The sequence below is a fragment of the Pseudomonas monsensis genome (assembly GCF_014268495.2).
Taxonomy (GTDB): Bacteria; Pseudomonadota; Gammaproteobacteria; order Pseudomonadales; family Pseudomonadaceae; genus Aquipseudomonas; species Aquipseudomonas monsensis.
The window spans coordinates 5,882,560-5,900,340 of record NZ_CP077087.1; the positions used below are offsets into that span (position 1 = coordinate 5,882,560).

The following is a 17,781-nucleotide window of genomic DNA, read 5'->3' on the forward strand; positions in this document are numbered from 1 at the left end:
GTTGAAGTTGAGAAGGCTATCTCGACTGAATGATGCTCAAGCGCTCCCCCACCACCATCTCGGTAATCCAGTCCACCAGAATCGAGGTATACGCCTGCTGCGACACCGGTTCGCTCAATGCATGATCGGCGCCGTCGATAATCCGGTGCGTCAGCGAATGAGTCTGCTGACACGCCGCGCGATAACTCATGATTGTTGCGTGGGGCACGTAGTCATCCGTTTGCGATTCCACCAGCAACACATCCCCGGTGAATTGCGAACAGGCATGCAGCGCACGGTTAGTGTCGGCACGGACTAACGTGCTTCGGTAATCACGCAAATCGGCCTTGTCCAGATCGCGCTTGGGCGTGTGCCATTGCTCATCGCGATACAGCGCCGGCACCCGCAGCGCCAGCCAGCGCACCGGACGCAACGAAGTGAGGATCGAGGCGAGGTAACCGCCATAACTGGTGCCGACCACCGCAATCGCCGAGGTGTCGAGCGCAGGGTGCGCGAGCAGGCGGTCGTAGGCTGCGAGCAGATCGCGCAAGTTGTCTTCGCGGGTGACCCGGGTCAGCGGAATGCCGGTGCCACCGGTGTGGCCGCGCAGATCGAAGGTCAGGCAGACGCAGCCAAGACCGGCGATGCCTTTCGCTCGCTCCAGGTCGCGCTCCTGGCTACCGCCCCAGCCGTGGACAAACAACACACCGGGTACCTTGGATTTGGGACTGAGAAACGTCCCGCTCATCTGTTCATCATCAATGTCGATTTGAATGCTTTCGCTTCTAGCCGTCATAGGGTTTGACCGTTACGTATTTGAGGAGAAACTCGCTGTTCTCGGCCGGCCCGCGATACACCTCGATGGCGTCCGCCGGCAGTGGCTGATCAACGTAGGTTTCCACCGAAGACACGCGAATCGCGCGCATGCCCGGATCGTTGACGAAGCTTTGCAGCGCCGCCACTTCGGCGCTGCTGGCACCGCCCATGCGCCAGGATTGTTCGAGCACACCACTGCGCGGTTTGCCATTGCTGTCCCGGCCCTGGGCAATGTCATAGTTGCGGCGCGAAGCGTAGAACCCCGGATAAGCCTCATCCGCCGCTCGGTCGAAAACCTGCGCCTGCTCGATGGCCAGCCGTACAGCGTCGGGCAGTTCCAGCGCCAGCAACTGCGGATAACCACCCTGCACCACCAGCAGATTCGAACCACCATAGACGTCTTCGCCATGGGCATCTTGAGTCAAGTATTGATCACCGCAGTAGCTCAGCACCTTGCCGCCGATGAATGACTGGCCGACGCTATGGGTGATCACTTCACTCAGGTCCTGCTCCAGCACCACACCATCGCGAAACAACTCTGCAGCTTCCGCTCGGGCAAGTACCTCGTCGAACGCGTCGAGGCTGTTGATAACTTCCTGGCCGCGACCGGCACAGGCGTGAATCGGCTTCAGGCGGATCGGCCCGTTGTGCAGCAAATGCTCGGCAGCCGGTCGCGCATCTTCCAGGGCAAACACGGTAAGGCCATCGAGCACCACGTCGCGCACACGCTTGGAGAACAAAGGCGCCCAGCCCTGGGGCGCGTGGGCCAGATGACTGCGCAGGCCGTGGCTGATGGCTTTGGTGCAGATGAAATCGTGTTCGACGAATCCGCCCCACAAGTCATTCGCACCTTTGATGCCCAATTGCTGCGCCTGTTTGGCGCCAACAATGGTTTGCGTCGGCAGCCAGTACAGGTCGCGACCACGGTGTTTTTCCGGGTCGTAGCTACCACCGAATTTGAGCCCGATGATGTGTGCCAGCCAGCGTGCCAGTGCCTTGTTGGTCTGCACTTCGTGCTGTGGCGCCCCGTTACGAACTGAATGGGCGACTACCAATTTTTTGCTCGGCGTTGGGGTCATGCGTCCCCCTTCAGCGACTCGATGAATGTAGTCGTTGGAAGTGCAGAGATCAGGCCAATCGCCGCGCAACAAGAATGCACAATGAATCAAGCGCTTGCGCCAACATTGATGGCACCGGGCCTGTTTCAATCTGCACGAACATCCGGTAATCCCCGGCAATTTGCATGATCGCGCGACCTACCTTTGCTCTCGAACGTCCCTCCATATAGCGTCAAACATGACGCATCGCTTGTTGATCGCCTGACGCCCGATTTGCATCGCAATCACCTTTGCTTCAGGTGCGTGTCGAGTCAATCGCCCCAGAATCTTCAGCATGGTGACCGCGTGCCCTTCATCTTCTTCGATGTGTATGCGGAAAAACTCCAGACCTTCCTCACTGATATTCAGCCTCTCCAGCGCCGCCAGAATCGGTTTGTAGAGCAATGGCACGATGGCTTCAGCCCCCAGGCATAGCGCCGCGAGCCCCTCAACCGGATTTTCACTGCGGCACAATTTCATGATCGAATGGGTAAATTCAATGGTCTGGGGCAAAGGCGGCTGCGCCGTGGCGTGGGTGCCCACAATCTTGAGAGATCGTTGGAACAAATCGGCATGGGTGACTTTATCGTCACCGTCAATACCCATTTCCTCCTGCAGGTTTTCCATTAAAAGCTTGATGTCGTCGAGTGACTCAAGGCGATTGATAACCGCACAAAGAAAGCGAGTGAAGTTTCGAGAGTAGTAATGATGCTGCACCAGAAAATAGCGCATGCCACTCAAAGAAACATGGCCCCTCCCCATTGCCACCAACAGTTCATGATGAACCAGTCTATTTAACGCGCCAGCGTCCAGCCACGTATCCCATATGGAACCACCGGTGACCGCTTGAATGGCATGCACTACATCATCGCCGTATAACTTGTTATCTTTTTGCACCATAAAATTCCTTTTAACTCTCGCCCGGCCATCCAATGACCAAACCACTCAGTGACAAATTAACCAAAGCACTTAAGTCCTGACGGCAGTGTTTTAATCACTGCGCATCACTGCAAACAACTTGTCGCTCATACCTGGCGAGAAAATAAGCACACAGAGAGGCAAAAATAATACACAGACCACCTGACGCAAGAATAAGAGCGCTGCTGGAAAATTGGAGCAACAGCCATCCACTGAGCAAGCTCGCGGGCGGAATAGCCAGATAGGCAATGAGCCTGGTGACCCCGACAGTCCGACCCAGAATGGCTTGCGGAACCACTTGTTGGCGATAGGTGAAAAAAGCGATGACCACCACGGATTGGCAGCAGGTGGAAAGCGCCCAAAGCGCCGCGAGTGTCCAGGGCTCGCTCGCCAGCGCTGCGGCCAACGTGAAGATCCCTGCCAGCAGGCAACTGCCCCGGATGAGCACGCCAGCCGGATAGCGCTTCACAAAAACTGCACCTGTCGCTGATCCGGCAACGGCACCTGCGCCAATGAGTCCGTAGTAGTAGCCGACATCGCTCAACGGCACAGCCAGGAGCGTGGTGAAAACATAGATGAGGCTGGCACCGATCAGGGCAAAACCGAAGTTGCAGAAGAAGAACAGCACAACCAATGAACACAGTTCTCGATGCCGAAGGACATAGAGCAGCCCGGCTTTGATTTCGGTGAAGACCCGGGTGGTGGCGGGCTGAGGTTTGCCCTGCTCTTTTAGCCAGTAGCAAAGCGGCAGAGAGAGCGCAAAGCCGACAATACTGACAACGAGAATCCGCTCCTTGGTGCTGAAAGCCAGTACCGCTGCCACGCTGATCGGCGCAACGATGCGAATGATGTTGTCACTGGCGTTGACGATCGCATTGAACCGATGAAGTTTTCGCCCCTCGACCAGCGCAGGAGCGATGCTCTGAAATACCGGGTGATGGGTTGCGCCAACGCTTGCCAGCATGAAGCTCAGCAGTAACAGGGTGATGCTCAAGGCGTCCCCGGACAAGGTGCTCACGGCGACGTACATCAGGCTGCCGATGGCAATGTTGATAAGATCGCCACCGATCAGAAATCGCCGTTTGCTGTAGCGATCACTCCACACCCCGGCAAAGGGGGTGACCAGTATGTAAGGCGCCATCGCCGCGAAAAAAGCCAGCGATGTCCAGACAGGGGAGCCTGTCTGCTCATAGACGTAAAGCGGGATGAGAAATGCAATGGCCCATGAGCAAACGGACGTGATGACATAGGACGCCAGCAGCTTGAACATCTAGACGGTCTCCGTCTGCACGGATAGCTGCTGCGAATTGGCGAGATGCCCGCACACCGGGCAGTCCGGATTCTGCTGCCAGACTTCGGCAATGCCGACATCCAGATCGTCGAAGGTGAATTCCTTGAGCTTGTTGGTCAATTGTGGCGGCTGGCAGCCGGTGAGGATCTTGACGGTTTCGCTCACCATCATGCCCGCGGTCACGGCCACCAGGGTCACCAGTGCCGGGCCTGGGTGCCGGTAGGTTATGTCGTGTTGCTTGGCCATGGTCGAAATACTGTTAACCAGGCTGCTTTTGTTGCGTGCCGAAGTCAGCCAGCAAGCACCGCACCCCGAGCTGCCGGGTACCACCGAATAGAAAACCGAGCGGCGCACATCGAGCCCACCGGATATGAAGGGTACGCCCTCCTGAACGCAGGCCTCGTTCAGCCAGTCGGCCATGTAGTTCGCGGGTTTGTCGGCAACGCAAATCACAATATCGTGGCCACTTACGACTCTGGCGACATCCTGAGCCGATTCGAGGCGCGTCTCGTGGGCGGTGATGTCGAGGTGACTGTTGAACTCAAGCAACCGGCGCCGGGCGGTCTCGACCTTCGGCATCCCGATGTCGCTCTCCTTGTAAAGGATCTGTCGATTCAGGTTGCTCAACTCGATCTTGTCAAAATCAAGGATCGTCAGATGATGTACACCCAGCGCTACCAGATCGAACAGGATATGGGTGCCGAGCCCACCGCAACCCAGTACGCAGACCCTGGCCGCACGCAGTTTCTCCTGAGAGGAAAACTTGTTCTCTCCCACCGCCGCCATCGACCCGAAAAAATCGATGTTTCGGGAAAATCTGTTGCGATCGTGGTCCGAAAGAGAAGTCGTCTCGAACGCATCAGGACTCTCAACCAGTCGGTATCTGATCAAATCCTGCGCCACGCTGCGCAGATCCTCCTGATCCACTGCGGGATAACGTTCGGCCACCTGGTTAATCAACATTTCGAATGGCGCACTGCCGTCCAGTGCAGTTGCGAATTCCCAGATAGCACCATGGGGGTCGGGGATCTTCGCGTATTGCCCGTTGAACCGCAGAACAACCTGGCCTTCAAGTTTGAACGGAATGATGGTCGGCTTCAGGCAAAGTTTCATATAGCAGCCTCAGATACGGTTAAAAACAAGTTCATCAAGAACCAGGGCCATAAGGCCCCGGTTCTCATTGGCTAGCTCAGCCGATCTGAGAATCGCCAGCGGAAGATGCTTTTTCGAAAGTCATAATGATTTCCTCAAAAGTTAAAGGGCCAGTGGTCGAACCAACTTTCCACCGGAGTGAAGGTGTGCACATACAAAACCTAGAATAAGTTTCCGAGAGTTGCGAACCCGCGTTATTTCTTAATGTTACTCAAATAAAATGCACACCATCACTCCTACTGCACGCAAGTTTTAGTTCTTACAGAAACCAGAAAAAACAATGTAGGAATATTCACTAAAATTTAAACAACAAAAAACAATTACTAAAATCCCAAATAATTTTGACGAGCTGACACAACATTTCAGATACCACCAGGCGATGTGTTCCGCACGGCAAAAACACTGACGTGCACGGTACGTCAGGACTTTTTCGATGCTTCGAAAAAATCTCACGCGTGAGCCATTGATGGCACTTTGAATTGGTTGTAGTGTGGCTCACGCGTGAGATGTTCATAACGGAGTCATCGCCATGAAAAGCCGCTCCCCCACTGTTGCGTCAGAGAGCCCAAAGGGAGAGCGCTCGAAACCGTCCGCGAAAAAGCCGTCGAGCTTCTACATGAAGCAGATGCGTGCGGGCCTGGCTGCCGCCGGTTATGTGAAACACGAAACTTGGGTGCTTCCGGAAAACCGAAGCTTGCTCAAGCAAATGGAGCAACAGCTACGCCAACCGATTCTGGCTGGCTCATTCATGTCGGAGAATTACATGAGCGCAGGCAACAACTGGAACATTGATAGCCTCTTCAACGCCCTCAAGGCGCTGGATGAGGTGGCTTCGCACGAGATCACACTGTCTCTGATCCAGAGCTCCGAACCCAGCATCAAGCTGGAAATGAACGAATTCGGCGGTCTGCCGATTCACATCGCCCTGGCCGGTGCACAGATCATCGTCGACACCGTGCTGGTGGACAGCGATTCGATCACTGACGTGCGCGCCTTCAACGATGCCGTGCTGCGTAGCCGGGAAATGTTCCCGCTGTCGTCGATCGGTATCGAGTCGATGCCGAACGGGCAGACCGTTTACAACATGTTTGGCGCCCTCAGCGCCGACTCGAGCCTGACCAACGTCGTCACCGAGGTGAAAACCCTGGTCGACAACGTGCAGCGCGCGAGCGAAGCCTTCGAACACTTCTTCAAGTAATCAACAGGGAATATCCAATGACTCAGTCCATCTGGAGCAAGTTGTTCACCGCACTGCGCGGCGGCGCCAATGAAGTCGGCGAAGCGATCGTCGATCAACAGGCCCTGCGCATCCTCGACCAGGAAATCCGCGACGCCGACACCGCGCTGTCCAACGCCCGTCGCGAACTGGTCACCATCATGGCCAAGCACAAACTGGCAGCCGACCGCGTGAGCGAGTACGACGCCAAGATCAAGGACCTGGAAGCCAAGGCGGTCTCGGCCCTGAACGCTGGCCGTGAAGACCTCGCCATGGAAGTGGCCGAAGCGATTTCGACCCTGACCAATGACCTCACCGCCGAGAAAAAGCTCAGCGACGAATTCGGCACCTACGCCGAAAACATGCGCAAGGACATCAACAAGGCCGAAGCGCGAATCAAGAGCCTGCGCCAGCAAGTGGACATGGCCAAGGCCCGCGACAGCGTGCAGAAAGCCCAGGTCAGCGCATCCATCGCCAGCGGCGGCGCCAACGGCAAACTGGAAACGGCCGTCGGCACCCTGAACCGCCTGCAAGCCAAGCAGCAGCAACGCGCGGCCGAGTTGAGCGCAGCGGACGAACTGGCCGACGCTTCGACCGGCAACGATCTGGAACGCAAACTGCGCGACGCCGGCATCACGCCGAACGAAGGCAGCGCCAATGCGATCCTCGAGCGCCTGAAGCAGAAGTCCGCTCAGTAAACCCATAAACAAAACCGGTGGGAGCGGGCTTGCTCGCGAAGACGCAGTGTCAAACGACATCCCTGTTGAATGACATTCCCTCTTCGCGAGCAAGCCCGCTCCCGCATGGTTTGTGCAGTGCAAATGTCACTGCTCGTTCGCCGCCCGGCCCGGTACACTAGCGGCGCTTTTTACGACGAACACCTCCACCCGCCTCAAGGAACGTACCCATGGGATGGTTTAAAGATTTGCTGGGCACCAGCAACTGGCAGGCCGCTGCGCCAACCTCGACCGCCGCCAGCGGCCCACTCGGGATGGCTCAGGGCAAAGGCGTCCGGTTCGATTCGACCCTGGCGCTGCTGCTCGACGGTTCGACGTCAGTTCGGGTGCCTTTCGATCAGGCGATCTGGAGCGCAGGCTGGGTGGACCTCGGCCAGTCCAACAAACTGCACCGCTATTACATGAACGACGAGGATTTCTGGGTACAGATCCACGTCACCGGTGATGACCAGGTCGAATCGGTCACCCTGTTCAACTACCTCAGCTACGTGACCGTGAACAGTGACGCCGAACTGCAGCGCCTGGCCGGCCCCAACAGCCTGATCGGTCTGCCGGCCTACAGCCATCAGGGTGTCGAATACCTCCGCGAATGGGGCACCGAACAAGGCCAGACCGAACTGGTGCCGATGACCGAACACGTGGTCAATCCGGACGAGAGCTACACCATCAACCATCACTCGATGCTTTACGCGCGCGACACCGGCCTGACCGATCGCCGCGAACTGCTGCTGTTCTCCGTCGAACAAGACGAAGAAGGCACCGTCAGCCTGAGCACCTCACTGGGCATCTCGCTGTACACGACTGACCTGAGCACCATTTAAATAAGGAAGTTTTTCATGCTGGAAGTGCTGGCCGTTTCCCTGAACAAGACCGCGTTGACCGGTTTCGCTGTCTACCTGATCGGCGCCGTGCTGCTGTTCATGCTGTTTCAATTCATCTACACCCGCATCACCCCGCACAAAGAGTTCGAGCTGATTCGCGCCGGCAACAGTGCTGCGGCCATCGCCCTGGCCGGTGCAATCATCGGGTTCGCGATTCCGGCAAGCAACATCATCTCCCACTCGGTCAACGTCCTCGACTTCGTACTCTGGGCGGTGATTGCGGCCGTGGTGCAACTGCTGGCATTCCTGGCAACCGGTCTGGTGCTCAAGGGCACGTCCCAGCGCATCGCCAACGGTGAAATCGCCTCGGGCATCTACGTGGCCGCAGTGGCCATCAGCGTCGGCATGCTCAACGCCGCATGCATGACCCCGTCCAACTGATCGGCAGGAAGCCTTCGATGAAACGCAGCAAGTACGTTCAACTGTCCCTCGCCGCTTCAGTGGCGCTGGCGATTTCCGGCGAGGTGGCCGCGCAGGACACGCAACGCTTTCAATCTGTCGAGGAGTGCGTCGGCGCCGAAGTGGCCGCCGATGTCTGCACCAACGCCTACGTCGCGGCGCTGACCGAGCACCGGCGCATTGCACCGGCCTACGACGACAAGGCCCAGTGCGATGCAGATTTCGCCGCGGACTGGTGTCAAAAAAACTCCGCTGGCCGCTTTGTACCGAAACTCGGCGGGTTCAAGGTGCCGCAAAACGGTGAGGCACCGCAGAATCTCGACGCTGTGGCCAATGCGCAAATGCCCGCGGGTGAAGCCGCGGCTGCACAGCATGTGCAAAGCACGTCCCACTCTTCCGGGGGCGGGGGCAATGGCTGGCTGAGTGGCTGGCTGATCGGCAACGCGATGAGCAACAACGCGAACCGTACGGTATATCGAGATCGCGACGATGACCGCCAGACCTACACCACCTCGACGCAATACCGCAAAATCGAGTCGGCACCGACGAGTCGTAACGACACCAGCAGCTACGACAGCACTCGAAGCAAATCGGTAAATGTCGCTTCCTCGACCTCCCGCGGCGGCTTCGGCAGTCAGTCTTCGGCGCGCAGCGGTTGGGGCGGCTGGGGCAGTTCGAGCAGCTGACCATGAAGAAGATCCACTGCGCCGAGCGCCCCGACTGGCAACAGACCGCCGAAGAGCTCGGTTTTCTGTTCCACACCATCGACGACGAGCCGTACTGGGACGAAAGCGCTTACTACCAGTTCACGCTCGCGCAGATCGAAAACGATCTGGAGGACCCGACCACCGAACTCCACGAGATGTGCATGGATCTGGTCGATCGCGTGGTGCGCAGCGAAGAACTGCTGGATCGTCTGAGTATTCCGGTTTCGTACTACGACATGATCCGAACATCCTGGCTGGAAGGTCATCCGCATCTGTACGGACGCATGGACTTTTCCTACAGCGGCAACGGCCCGGCGAAACTGCTGGAGCTCAACTACGACACACCGACCAGCCTCTATGAAGCGGCGGCGTTTCAGTGGGGCTGGCTGGAACAATGCATCGAGCGCGGGATGCTGCCGCGCCATGCCGACCAGTTCAACAGCATTGATACCAAACTGCATCAGGCGTTTTCCGAGTTGCAGCTCAAGCGGCCGTTCTACTTCGCCTCGATGAAAGATTCCGTCGAAGACCGCGGCACCACCGACTATCTGCGCCTGATTGCAGAAAAAGTCGGTATCGAGTCGCGGCACATCGACATCGAAGACATCGGCCTGACAGCCGAAGGCCGCTTCGTTGATCTGCAGGATCGCTGGATCCCGCACCTGTTCAAGCTCCATGCCTGGGAGTTCATCTTCCACGAACCGTTTGGGCCAGCGATTGCCGAGTGCGACACGCAGTTCTTCGAACCCGCATGGAAGTCGATCCTGTCGAACAAGGGCGCGTTGCCATTGCTGTGGGAGCTGCATAAGGGGCACCCGAACCTGCTCGCGGCGCACCTTGATCCAAATCCAGCCAGTGCGGTGCCGAAAGGCTGGGTGCGCAAACCGTACTTCTCCCGCGAAGGCGCCAACATCGAACTGCAAACGGCGGAAGGTCTGATCCTCAAAGAGGACGGGCCTTACACCGATGCGCCGTTTATCCTGCAGGCGTTTGCGCCGTTACCGAAGTTCGATGACAGCTACACCCTGATCGGCTCGTGGGTGATTGGCGACCAGGCGGCGGGGATTGGAGTGCGCGAAGACAACAGCCTCATTACGAAAGACTCCAGCCGGTTTCTGCCCCACTTGATCCTCGACTGAAAACGAACAACCTGTGCGAGCCTGCTCGCGATAACCGACTGTCATTCAATAAATGTTTTGACTGACCCGACGCCTTCGCGAGCAGGCTCGCTCCCACAAAAAAGGCCCGTCGCTTGTTGCGACGGGCCTTTTTATTTAACGCGGATGCAGCAACCAATCAGAACGGAATATCGTCATCAAAGCTGTCGAAATCCGGAGCCGGTTGCGGTGCGGCCTGCTGTGGAGCCGGGGCCGGGCGCTGTTGTGGAGCCGACTGCTGCGGGCGTGGCGCCTGCTGACGCGGAGCCTGCTGCTGGTAGTTGTTGCCACCGCCTTGTTGGTCGCCCTGTTGTGGACGGCCGCCGAGCAGTTGCATGGTGCCTTGCATGTCGACCACGATTTCGGTGGTGTAACGCTTGATACCGTCTTTTTCCCACTCGCGGGTCTGCAGCTTGCCTTCGATGTAGACCTGCGAACCCTTGCGCAGGTATTCGCCGGCGATCTCGGCAACCTTGCCGAACATCGACACACGGTGCCATTCGGTCTTCTCGACCTTCTGACCGGTTTGCTTGTCGGTCCACTGTTCGCTGGTTGCCAGACTCAGGTTGGTCACGGCGTTACCGTTAGGCAGGTAGCGAACTTCGGGATCCTGGCCGCAAGTGCCGACCAATATGACTTTGTTAACCCCACGGGCCATAACGTTCTCCTAGGCTTCGCAAGCAGCCCCGGCCGGGTTGTTCACCAGGCGTTCGAGGGTGTCGCGATCCACTAATTCTTTGTCCAGTTTGATGTAAACAGCCGCTTCGTCAGCGACTATCACTGCATCTGTTACCCCTACGAGGGCCTTGAGGCGCTCGACCAGACCCGCTTCACGGATCGCCTCGGGCGACAACGGCAAGCGCAGACTCGTCACGTAGGGAGGTTCGCGCATGGTAACAGCAAAGGCCAGCCAGATGGCAGCCAGACCGGCACATCCAAGGAACACAACCGACAGACCGCCATGCTGAAACAGCCAGCCGCCAAGTATCCCGCCGAGTGCCGAACCCAGGAATTGGCTGGTGGAATACACGCCCATCGCCGTGCCCTTCCCGCCCGCCGGTGAAACCTTGCTGATCAGCGACGGCAATGAGGCCTCCAGCAGATTGAACGCGGTGAAAAACACCACCGTGCCGATCACCAGCGCCCGCAAGCTGTCACCGAACTGCCAGAAGAATAGCTCAGTGAGCATCAGCGTCATGACGGCGCCGAGCAAAACTCGTTTCATTTTGCGTTTCTTCTCGCCATAGATGATGAACGGGATCATGGCGAAGAACGAAATCAACAACGCGGTGAGGTAGACCCACCAGTGCTGTTCCTTGGGCAAACCGGCCTTTTCCACCAGCGCCAGCGGCAAGGCCACGAAGCTCGACATCAACATGGCATGTAACACAAAGATGCCCAGATCCAGGCGCAGCAGATCCGGATGCTTGAGCGTCGGCATCAACGCCTGCCGCGCAACGCCGGACTCACGATGCTGCAATGGCCCGGTGGACTTCGGCACCACGAACAGGATGATGGCGATACCAATCAGGGCCATCGCCCCGGTGGCGAGGAACAAGCCCGAGAGCCCGAAAGCCCGGGTCAACAACGGCCCGACGACCATGGCCACGGCAAACGACAGACCGATGGTCATGCCGATCATGGCCATCGCCTTGGTGCGGTGCTGTTCGCGAGTGAGATCGGAGAGCAAAGCCATGACCGCCGCGGAAATCGCCCCGGCGCCTTGCAGGATGCGACCGGCGATCACGCCCCAGATCGAATCCGCCTGCGAGGCCAGCACACTGCCAAGGGCGAAGACGATCAAGCCCAGGTAAATGACGGGGCGCCGGCCAATACGGTCGGAAATGATCCCGAACGGAATCTGGAAAATCGCCTGGGTCAGGCCGTAAGCGCCGATGGCCAGCCCGATCAAGGCCGGGGTCGCGCCCGCCAGATCCATGCCATAGGTCGCCAGGACCGGCAACACCATGAACATGCCAAGCATACGGAAGGCGAACACCAGGGCCAGACCGCTCGCCGCGCGGGTCTCGCTACCACTCATGCGTTCGCTGTGGGGATCGTGCATGGAAAAACCTCGTGTGAACCGGCGGCGATTCTACCAGTCCCATCGAAAGACGGGGTATATCGCGACGCTTTGCCACGTATAGATGAAACTCTCTTCATGTAGAGCAAAAAACGCTTCGCTTGATAGTGTGCATCCATCCAGTATTTGCCCGTATACTCCTACGTTTTCGACGCCCGCCGAGCGAGGCCACTTTGGACAAGATCCTGATACGTGGGGCCCGTACCCACAACCTGAAGAACATCGACCTGACCCTGCCACGGGACAAACTGATCGTCATCACCGGCCTGTCCGGATCCGGCAAATCGTCTCTGGCCTTCGACACGCTGTACGCCGAAGGTCAGCGCCGTTATGTCGAATCGCTGTCGGCCTACGCCCGTCAGTTCCTGTCGATGATGGAAAAACCCGACGTCGATACCATCGAAGGCCTGTCGCCGGCGATCTCCATCGAACAGAAGTCGACCTCGCACAACCCGCGCTCTACGGTCGGCACCATCACCGAAATCTACGACTACCTGCGTCTGCTGTATGCACGCGTCGGTACGCCGCGCTGCCCCGATCACGATATTCCGCTGGAAGCACAGACCGTCAGCCAGATGGTCGACCTGGTGCTGGCCCAACCGGAAGGCAGCAAACTGATGTTGCTGGCGCCGGTGATCCGCGAACGCAAGGGCGAGCACTTGTCGGTGTTCGAGGAATTGCGCGCGCAGGGCTTCGTCCGCGCGCGGGTCAACGGCCGCATTTGCGAGCTTGATGAACTGCCGAAACTGGACAAGCAGAAGAAGCACTCAATCGACGTGATCGTCGACCGCTTCAAGGTCCGCGCCGACCTGCAGCAACGTCTGGCCGAGTCATTCGAGACCGCGCTGAAACTGGCCGACGGCATTGCTCTGGTCGCGCCGATGGACGACGAGCCGGGCGAAGAGATGATCTTCTCCGCACGCTTTGCCTGCCCGATCTGCGGCCATGCGATCAGCGAACTGGAACCCAAGCTGTTCTCCTTCAATAACCCGGCCGGCGCCTGCCCGACCTGTGACGGTCTGGGCGTTAAGCAATTCTTCGACATCAAACGTCTGGTCAACGGCGACCTGACACTGGCCGAAGGGGCGATCCGCGGCTGGGACCGGCGCAACGTCTATTACTTCCAGATGCTCGGGTCACTGGCCTCGCACTATGGCTTCAGTCTGGAAGTACCGTTCAACGAACTGCCGGCCGACCAGCAGAAATTCATCCTGCACGGCAGCGGTTCGCAAAACGTCGATTTCAAATACCTGAACGACCGCGGCGATATCGTCAAACGCTCGCACCCGTTCGAAGGCATCGTGCCGAACCTCGAGCGCCGCTACCGCGAGACCGAGTCGGCCAGCGTGCGTGAAGAACTGGCCAAGTTCCTCAGCACCCAGGCTTGCCCGGACTGCCGTGGCACTCGCCTGCGCCGTGAGGCGCGGCACGTATGGGTAGGTGAGAAAACCCTGCCGGCGGTGACCAATCTGCCGATCGGCGATGCGTGCGAGTATTTCGGCGAGCTGAAGATGACCGGCCGCCGCGGCGAAATTGCCGACAAGATTCTCAAGGAGATTCGCGAGCGTCTGCAGTTTCTGGTCAACGTCGGCCTTGACTACCTGTCGCTCGATCGCAGTGCGGACACCCTGTCCGGCGGTGAGGCACAGCGGATTCGTCTGGCCAGCCAGATCGGTGCCGGTCTGGTCGGGGTGCTGTACATCCTCGACGAGCCTTCCATCGGCCTGCACCAGCGCGACAATGATCGCTTGCTCGGCACCCTCAAGCACCTGCGCGATATCGGCAACACGGTGATTGTGGTCGAGCACGACGAAGACGCCATTCGTCTGGCTGACTATGTCGTGGATATCGGCCCGGGTGCCGGCGTGCATGGTGGGCAGATCGTCGCCGAAGGTACGCCAGCCGAAGTCATGGCGCATCCTGACTCCCTGACCGGCAAGTACCTGTCCGGACGAGTGAAGATCGAAGTGCCCGCCAAACGCACACCGCGCAACAAGAAACTGACCCTGTCGCTCAAGGGCGCGCGCGGCAACAACCTGCGCAACGTCGACCTGGAAATCCCGATTGGTCTGCTGACGTGTGTGACCGGTGTGTCCGGCTCGGGCAAATCAACCCTGATCAACAACACGCTGTTCCCGCTGAGCGCCACAGCACTCAATGGTGCGACCACGCTGGAAGCTGCCGCGCACGACAGCATCAAAGGCCTGGAACATCTCGACAAGGTGGTCGATATCGACCAGAGCCCGATCGGTCGTACGCCGCGTTCCAACCCGGCAACCTACACCGGCCTGTTCACTCCGATCCGCGAACTGTTCGCCGGCGTGCCCGAGTCGCGCTCCCGTGGCTATGGTCCGGGGCGTTTCTCGTTCAACGTCAAGGGCGGGCGCTGTGAAGCGTGCCAGGGCGATGGCCTGATCAAGGTGGAAATGCACTTCCTGCCGGACATCTACGTGCCGTGCGACGTGTGCAAGAGCAAGCGCTACAACCGCGAAACCCTTGAGATCAAATACAAGGGCAAGAGCATCCACGAAACGCTCGAAATGACCATCGAGGAAGCTCGGGAATTCTTCGACGCGGTACCCGCGCTGGCGCGCAAGCTGCAGACGCTGATGGATGTCGGCCTGTCGTACATCAAGCTCGGGCAGTCGGCGACAACGCTGTCGGGCGGTGAAGCGCAGCGGGTCAAGCTGTCACGCGAGCTGTCCAAGCGCGATACCGGCAAGACCTTGTATATCCTCGATGAGCCGACCACCGGCCTGCACTTCGCGGATATCCAGCAATTGCTCGACGTACTGCACCGCTTGCGCGACCACGGCAACACCGTCGTGGTGATCGAACACAACCTCGACGTGATCAAGACCGCCGACTGGCTGGTCGACCTCGGGCCGGAGGGTGGCTCCAAAGGTGGACAGATCATCGCCACCGGCACCCCGGAACAAGTGGCCGAGATGAAACAATCTCACACGGGGCATTACCTCAAGCCGTTGCTGATTCGCGATCGCGCTTAAACGCCGGGCATGAAAAAGCCCCTGTCACCGCAACAGTGACAGGGGCTTTTTTGTATAAGGGCAATCAGGTGTGAGATTGCAGGTAGTTCTCGAGACCAATCAGCTTGATCAGGCCCAACTGCTTTTCCAGCCAGTAGGTGTGATCTTCTTCGGTATCGTTGAGCTGAACCCGCAGGATCTCGCGGCTGACGTAGTCTTTGTGCTGTTCGCACAACTCAATGCCTTTGCACAGTGCGGCACGGACTTTGTACTCGAGACGCAGATCGGCTTCGAGCATCTCCGGCACGGTGCTGCCGACATCCAGATCATCCGGACGCATGCGCGGCGTGCCTTCGAGCATCAGAATCCGGCGCATCAGCGCGTCAGCGTGACCCGCTTCTTCTTCCATCTCGTGATTGATTCGTTCGTAGAGCTTGGTGAAACCCCAGTCCTCATACATGCGCGAGTGAACAAAATATTGGTCACGCGCGGCCAGCTCGCCGGTCAGCAACGTGTTGAGGTAATCGATAACGTCTGGGTGGCCTTGCATCGCCCTACATCTCCCTACATGAAAGGTCTGTAGTTTGAACCAAGCCGACTGGAAGGTCACTCTTTCCGCGCAATAAAAGTGAAGAAATTCTGAGAAAAGCAGCCTAAATAACGCAAAAACCGCCCTCAATGAGGGCGGTTCTGCTTCTCGTTTAGACTTCGTTAAGCTGTACATCCAGCAGCTTTGCGATTGCTTCTCCATACGCTGGATCGGCTTTGTAGAAATGCTGCAGTTGGCGGTCAACCACATCGGGTGTAACACCGCTCATGGCGCCGGCGATATTGCTGACCAACAAGGCCTTTTGCTCGTCACTCATCAGTCGGAACAACGCACCGGCGTGGCTGTAGTAATCGGTGTCTTCGCGATGATCGTAGCGATCGGCAGCACCACTCAAAGCCAATGCCGGCTCCGCATAGCGTGGTGCCTGTTTTGGCGATTCGATGTAGCTGTTCGGCTCATAGTTGGGCGCTGCTCCACCATTGCTGCCAAAGGCCATTGAGCCATCACGCTGGTAAGTGTTGACCGGGCTACGTGGCGCGTTTACCGGCAATTGCTGGTGATTGGTGCCAACACGGTAGCGATGGGCATCAGCGTAGGCGAAGACACGGCCTTGCAGCATGCGATCCGGCGACAGCCCGACACCCGGCACCATATTGCTCGGCCCAAACGCAGCTTGCTCCACTTCAGCAAAATAGTTGAGCGGGTTGCGGTTCAACTCCAGCTCACCGACTTCGATCAGCGGGAACTCCTTCTGCGACCAGGTCTTGGTCACGTCGAACGGGTTCTCGTAATGCGCTGCAGCCTGCGCCTCGGTCATGATCTGGATGCATACGCGCCATTTCGGGAACTCGCCGCGCTCGATCGCTTCGAACAGGTCACGCTGCGCGTAGTCCGGATCAGTACCGGCCAGGCGTGCGGCGTCTGCCGGGGCGAGGTTCTTGATCCCTTGCTTGGTTTTGTAGTGCCATTTCACCCAGTGACGCTCGCCTTGAGCGTTGATCAGGCTGTACGTGTGGCTGCCGAAGCCGTGCATATGACGATAACCGTCTGGAATGCCGCGGTCAGAGAACAGAATCGTGACCTGGTGCAGCGCCTCCGGGGAATGTGACCAGAAATCCCACATCATCTGCGCGCTTTTCAGGTTGCTCTGCGGCAGACGTTTTTGGGTGTGGATAAAGTCTGGAAATTTCAGCGGATCACGGATGAAAAATACCGGCGTGTTGTTGCCGACGATGTCCCAGTTGCCTTCTTCGGTGTAGAACTTCAGCGCAAAGCCACGAGGGTCGCGCTCGGTATCAGCCGAGCCGCGCTCGCCGCCGACAGTCGAGAATCGCAGGAAAGTCGGGGTTTGTTTGCCTACCGATTCAAACAACTTGGCGCTGGTGTACTCGGTGATGTCACGCGTGACGGTGAACGTGCCGTAAGCGCCCGAACCTTTGGCGTGTACCCGACGCTCAGGAATGTTTTCACGGTTGAAGTGGGCAAGCTTCTCGATCAGATGAAAATCGTCGAGCAGCAGCGGGCCTCTAGGGCCGGCGGAGCGAGAATTCTGGTTATCAGCGACAGGTGCGCCACTGGCGGTCGTAAGCGTTTTGTTCTGGCTCATACGGTCTTCTTCCTCTGTCAGTCTTGGAACTGCCGGCTACTCGGCTTGGCGGGAAGTATTGATCATCCATGTGACAGCCACAAATTCATTAACTTGCAGGCATCAATAGATAATTACTAATTATATTTCCCAGCACATAGTGACAACAGAACAATGTCGGAAGCTTGTACGAACCGCTCATTTTCTTGCAGGCACAAAAAACCGG

General features: G+C 58.1%; 16 protein-coding genes. 7 read left to right on the plus strand and 9 right to left on the minus strand.

All coding sequences use genetic code 11. The annotated features are described in order from the left end of the window. Positions 1 to 16: 16 nt before the first annotated feature. From HV782_RS26000 to HV782_RS26020, 5 genes are all read right to left on the minus strand, one after another. Positions 17 to 775 (minus strand): alpha/beta hydrolase family protein, encoded by a 759-nt coding sequence (locus tag HV782_RS26000; protein WP_128614745.1) that lies wholly within the window; start codon positions 773 to 775, stop codon positions 17 to 19. Further along, positions 765 to 1,874 (minus strand): DUF3182 family protein, encoded by a 1,110-nt coding sequence (locus tag HV782_RS26005; protein WP_186746089.1) that lies wholly within the window; start codon positions 1,872 to 1,874, stop codon positions 765 to 767. The genes HV782_RS26000 and HV782_RS26005 overlap by 11 nt, the downstream gene beginning before the upstream one ends. 177 nt (positions 1,875 to 2,051) lie before the next feature. Next, a complete protein-coding gene (locus HV782_RS26010) occupies positions 2,052 to 2,789 on the minus strand; it encodes an iron-containing redox enzyme family protein (RefSeq protein WP_186746086.1) in 738 nt (245 codons plus the stop codon). 97 nt (positions 2,790 to 2,886) lie between these two features. Beyond that, a complete protein-coding gene (locus HV782_RS26015) occupies positions 2,887 to 4,080 on the minus strand; it encodes an MFS transporter (protein ID WP_128614742.1) in 1,194 nt (397 codons plus the stop codon). Next, complete coding sequence (locus tag HV782_RS26020) at positions 4,081 to 5,214, minus strand: HesA/MoeB/ThiF family protein (protein WP_186746084.1); 1,134 nt, start codon at positions 5,212 to 5,214, stop codon at positions 4,081 to 4,083. Positions 5,215 to 5,782: 568 nt separating this feature from the next. On the opposite strand from HV782_RS26020, the gene HV782_RS26025 reads away from it, so the two are divergent. From HV782_RS26025 to HV782_RS26050, 6 genes are all read left to right on the plus strand, one after another. Further along, the gene (locus HV782_RS26025) at positions 5,783 to 6,451 is read left to right on the plus strand and encodes a YjfI family protein (protein ID WP_123463712.1); all 669 of its coding nucleotides are present in this window, start codon (positions 5,783 to 5,785) and stop codon (positions 6,449 to 6,451) included. 17 nt (positions 6,452 to 6,468) lie between these two features. After that, the gene (locus tag HV782_RS26030) at positions 6,469 to 7,167 is read left to right on the plus strand and encodes a PspA/IM30 family protein (protein ID WP_123463710.1); all 699 of its coding nucleotides are present in this window, start codon (positions 6,469 to 6,471) and stop codon (positions 7,165 to 7,167) included. Between the two features lie 209 nt (positions 7,168 to 7,376). Continuing rightward, positions 7,377 to 8,027: a DUF2491 family protein gene (locus tag HV782_RS26035; RefSeq protein WP_123463708.1), complete on the plus strand. Its 651-nt coding sequence runs from the start codon at positions 7,377 to 7,379 to the stop codon at positions 8,025 to 8,027. Between the two features lie 15 nt (positions 8,028 to 8,042). Further along, positions 8,043 to 8,468, plus strand: coding sequence for a DUF350 domain-containing protein (locus HV782_RS26040; protein WP_123463706.1), 426 nt, complete (start codon positions 8,043 to 8,045; stop codon positions 8,466 to 8,468). Positions 8,469 to 8,485: 17 nt separating this feature from the next. Continuing rightward, on the plus strand, positions 8,486 to 9,172 hold the full coding sequence (locus tag HV782_RS26045; RefSeq protein WP_128614740.1) for a DUF1190 domain-containing protein: 687 nt from the start codon (positions 8,486 to 8,488) through the stop codon (positions 9,170 to 9,172). Between the two features lie 2 nt (positions 9,173 to 9,174). Beyond that, on the plus strand, positions 9,175 to 10,332 hold the full coding sequence (locus HV782_RS26050) for a glutathionylspermidine synthase family protein (protein WP_186746082.1): 1,158 nt from the start codon (positions 9,175 to 9,177) through the stop codon (positions 10,330 to 10,332). 157 nt (positions 10,333 to 10,489) lie between these two features. Here HV782_RS26050 and HV782_RS26055 read toward each other — a convergent pair whose 3' ends face one another. Together HV782_RS26055 and HV782_RS26060 are read right to left on the minus strand one after the other, a co-directional pair. Beyond that, entirely contained in the window at positions 10,490 to 11,008 is a 519-nt protein-coding gene (locus tag HV782_RS26055; protein ID WP_007966163.1) for a single-stranded DNA-binding protein, read from the minus strand. A gap of 9 nt (positions 11,009 to 11,017) precedes the next feature. Further along, positions 11,018 to 12,415: an MFS transporter gene (locus tag HV782_RS26060; RefSeq protein ID WP_123463701.1), complete on the minus strand. Its 1,398-nt coding sequence runs from the start codon at positions 12,413 to 12,415 to the stop codon at positions 11,018 to 11,020. 191 nt (positions 12,416 to 12,606) lie between these two features. Between HV782_RS26060 and uvrA the strand changes: the two genes are divergently transcribed. Beyond that, complete coding sequence (gene uvrA / locus HV782_RS26065) at positions 12,607 to 15,441, plus strand: excinuclease ABC subunit UvrA (RefSeq protein ID WP_123463699.1); 2,835 nt, start codon at positions 12,607 to 12,609, stop codon at positions 15,439 to 15,441. 64 nt (positions 15,442 to 15,505) lie between these two features. On the opposite strand, the gene bfr is transcribed toward uvrA, so the two are convergent. Next, a complete protein-coding gene (gene bfr / locus HV782_RS26070) occupies positions 15,506 to 15,970 on the minus strand; it encodes a bacterioferritin (RefSeq protein WP_123463697.1) in 465 nt (154 codons plus the stop codon). 151 nt (positions 15,971 to 16,121) lie between these two features. Continuing rightward, positions 16,122 to 17,576 (minus strand): catalase, encoded by a 1,455-nt coding sequence (locus HV782_RS26075; protein WP_123463695.1) that lies wholly within the window; start codon positions 17,574 to 17,576, stop codon positions 16,122 to 16,124. Positions 17,577 to 17,781: the final 205 nt, after the last annotated feature.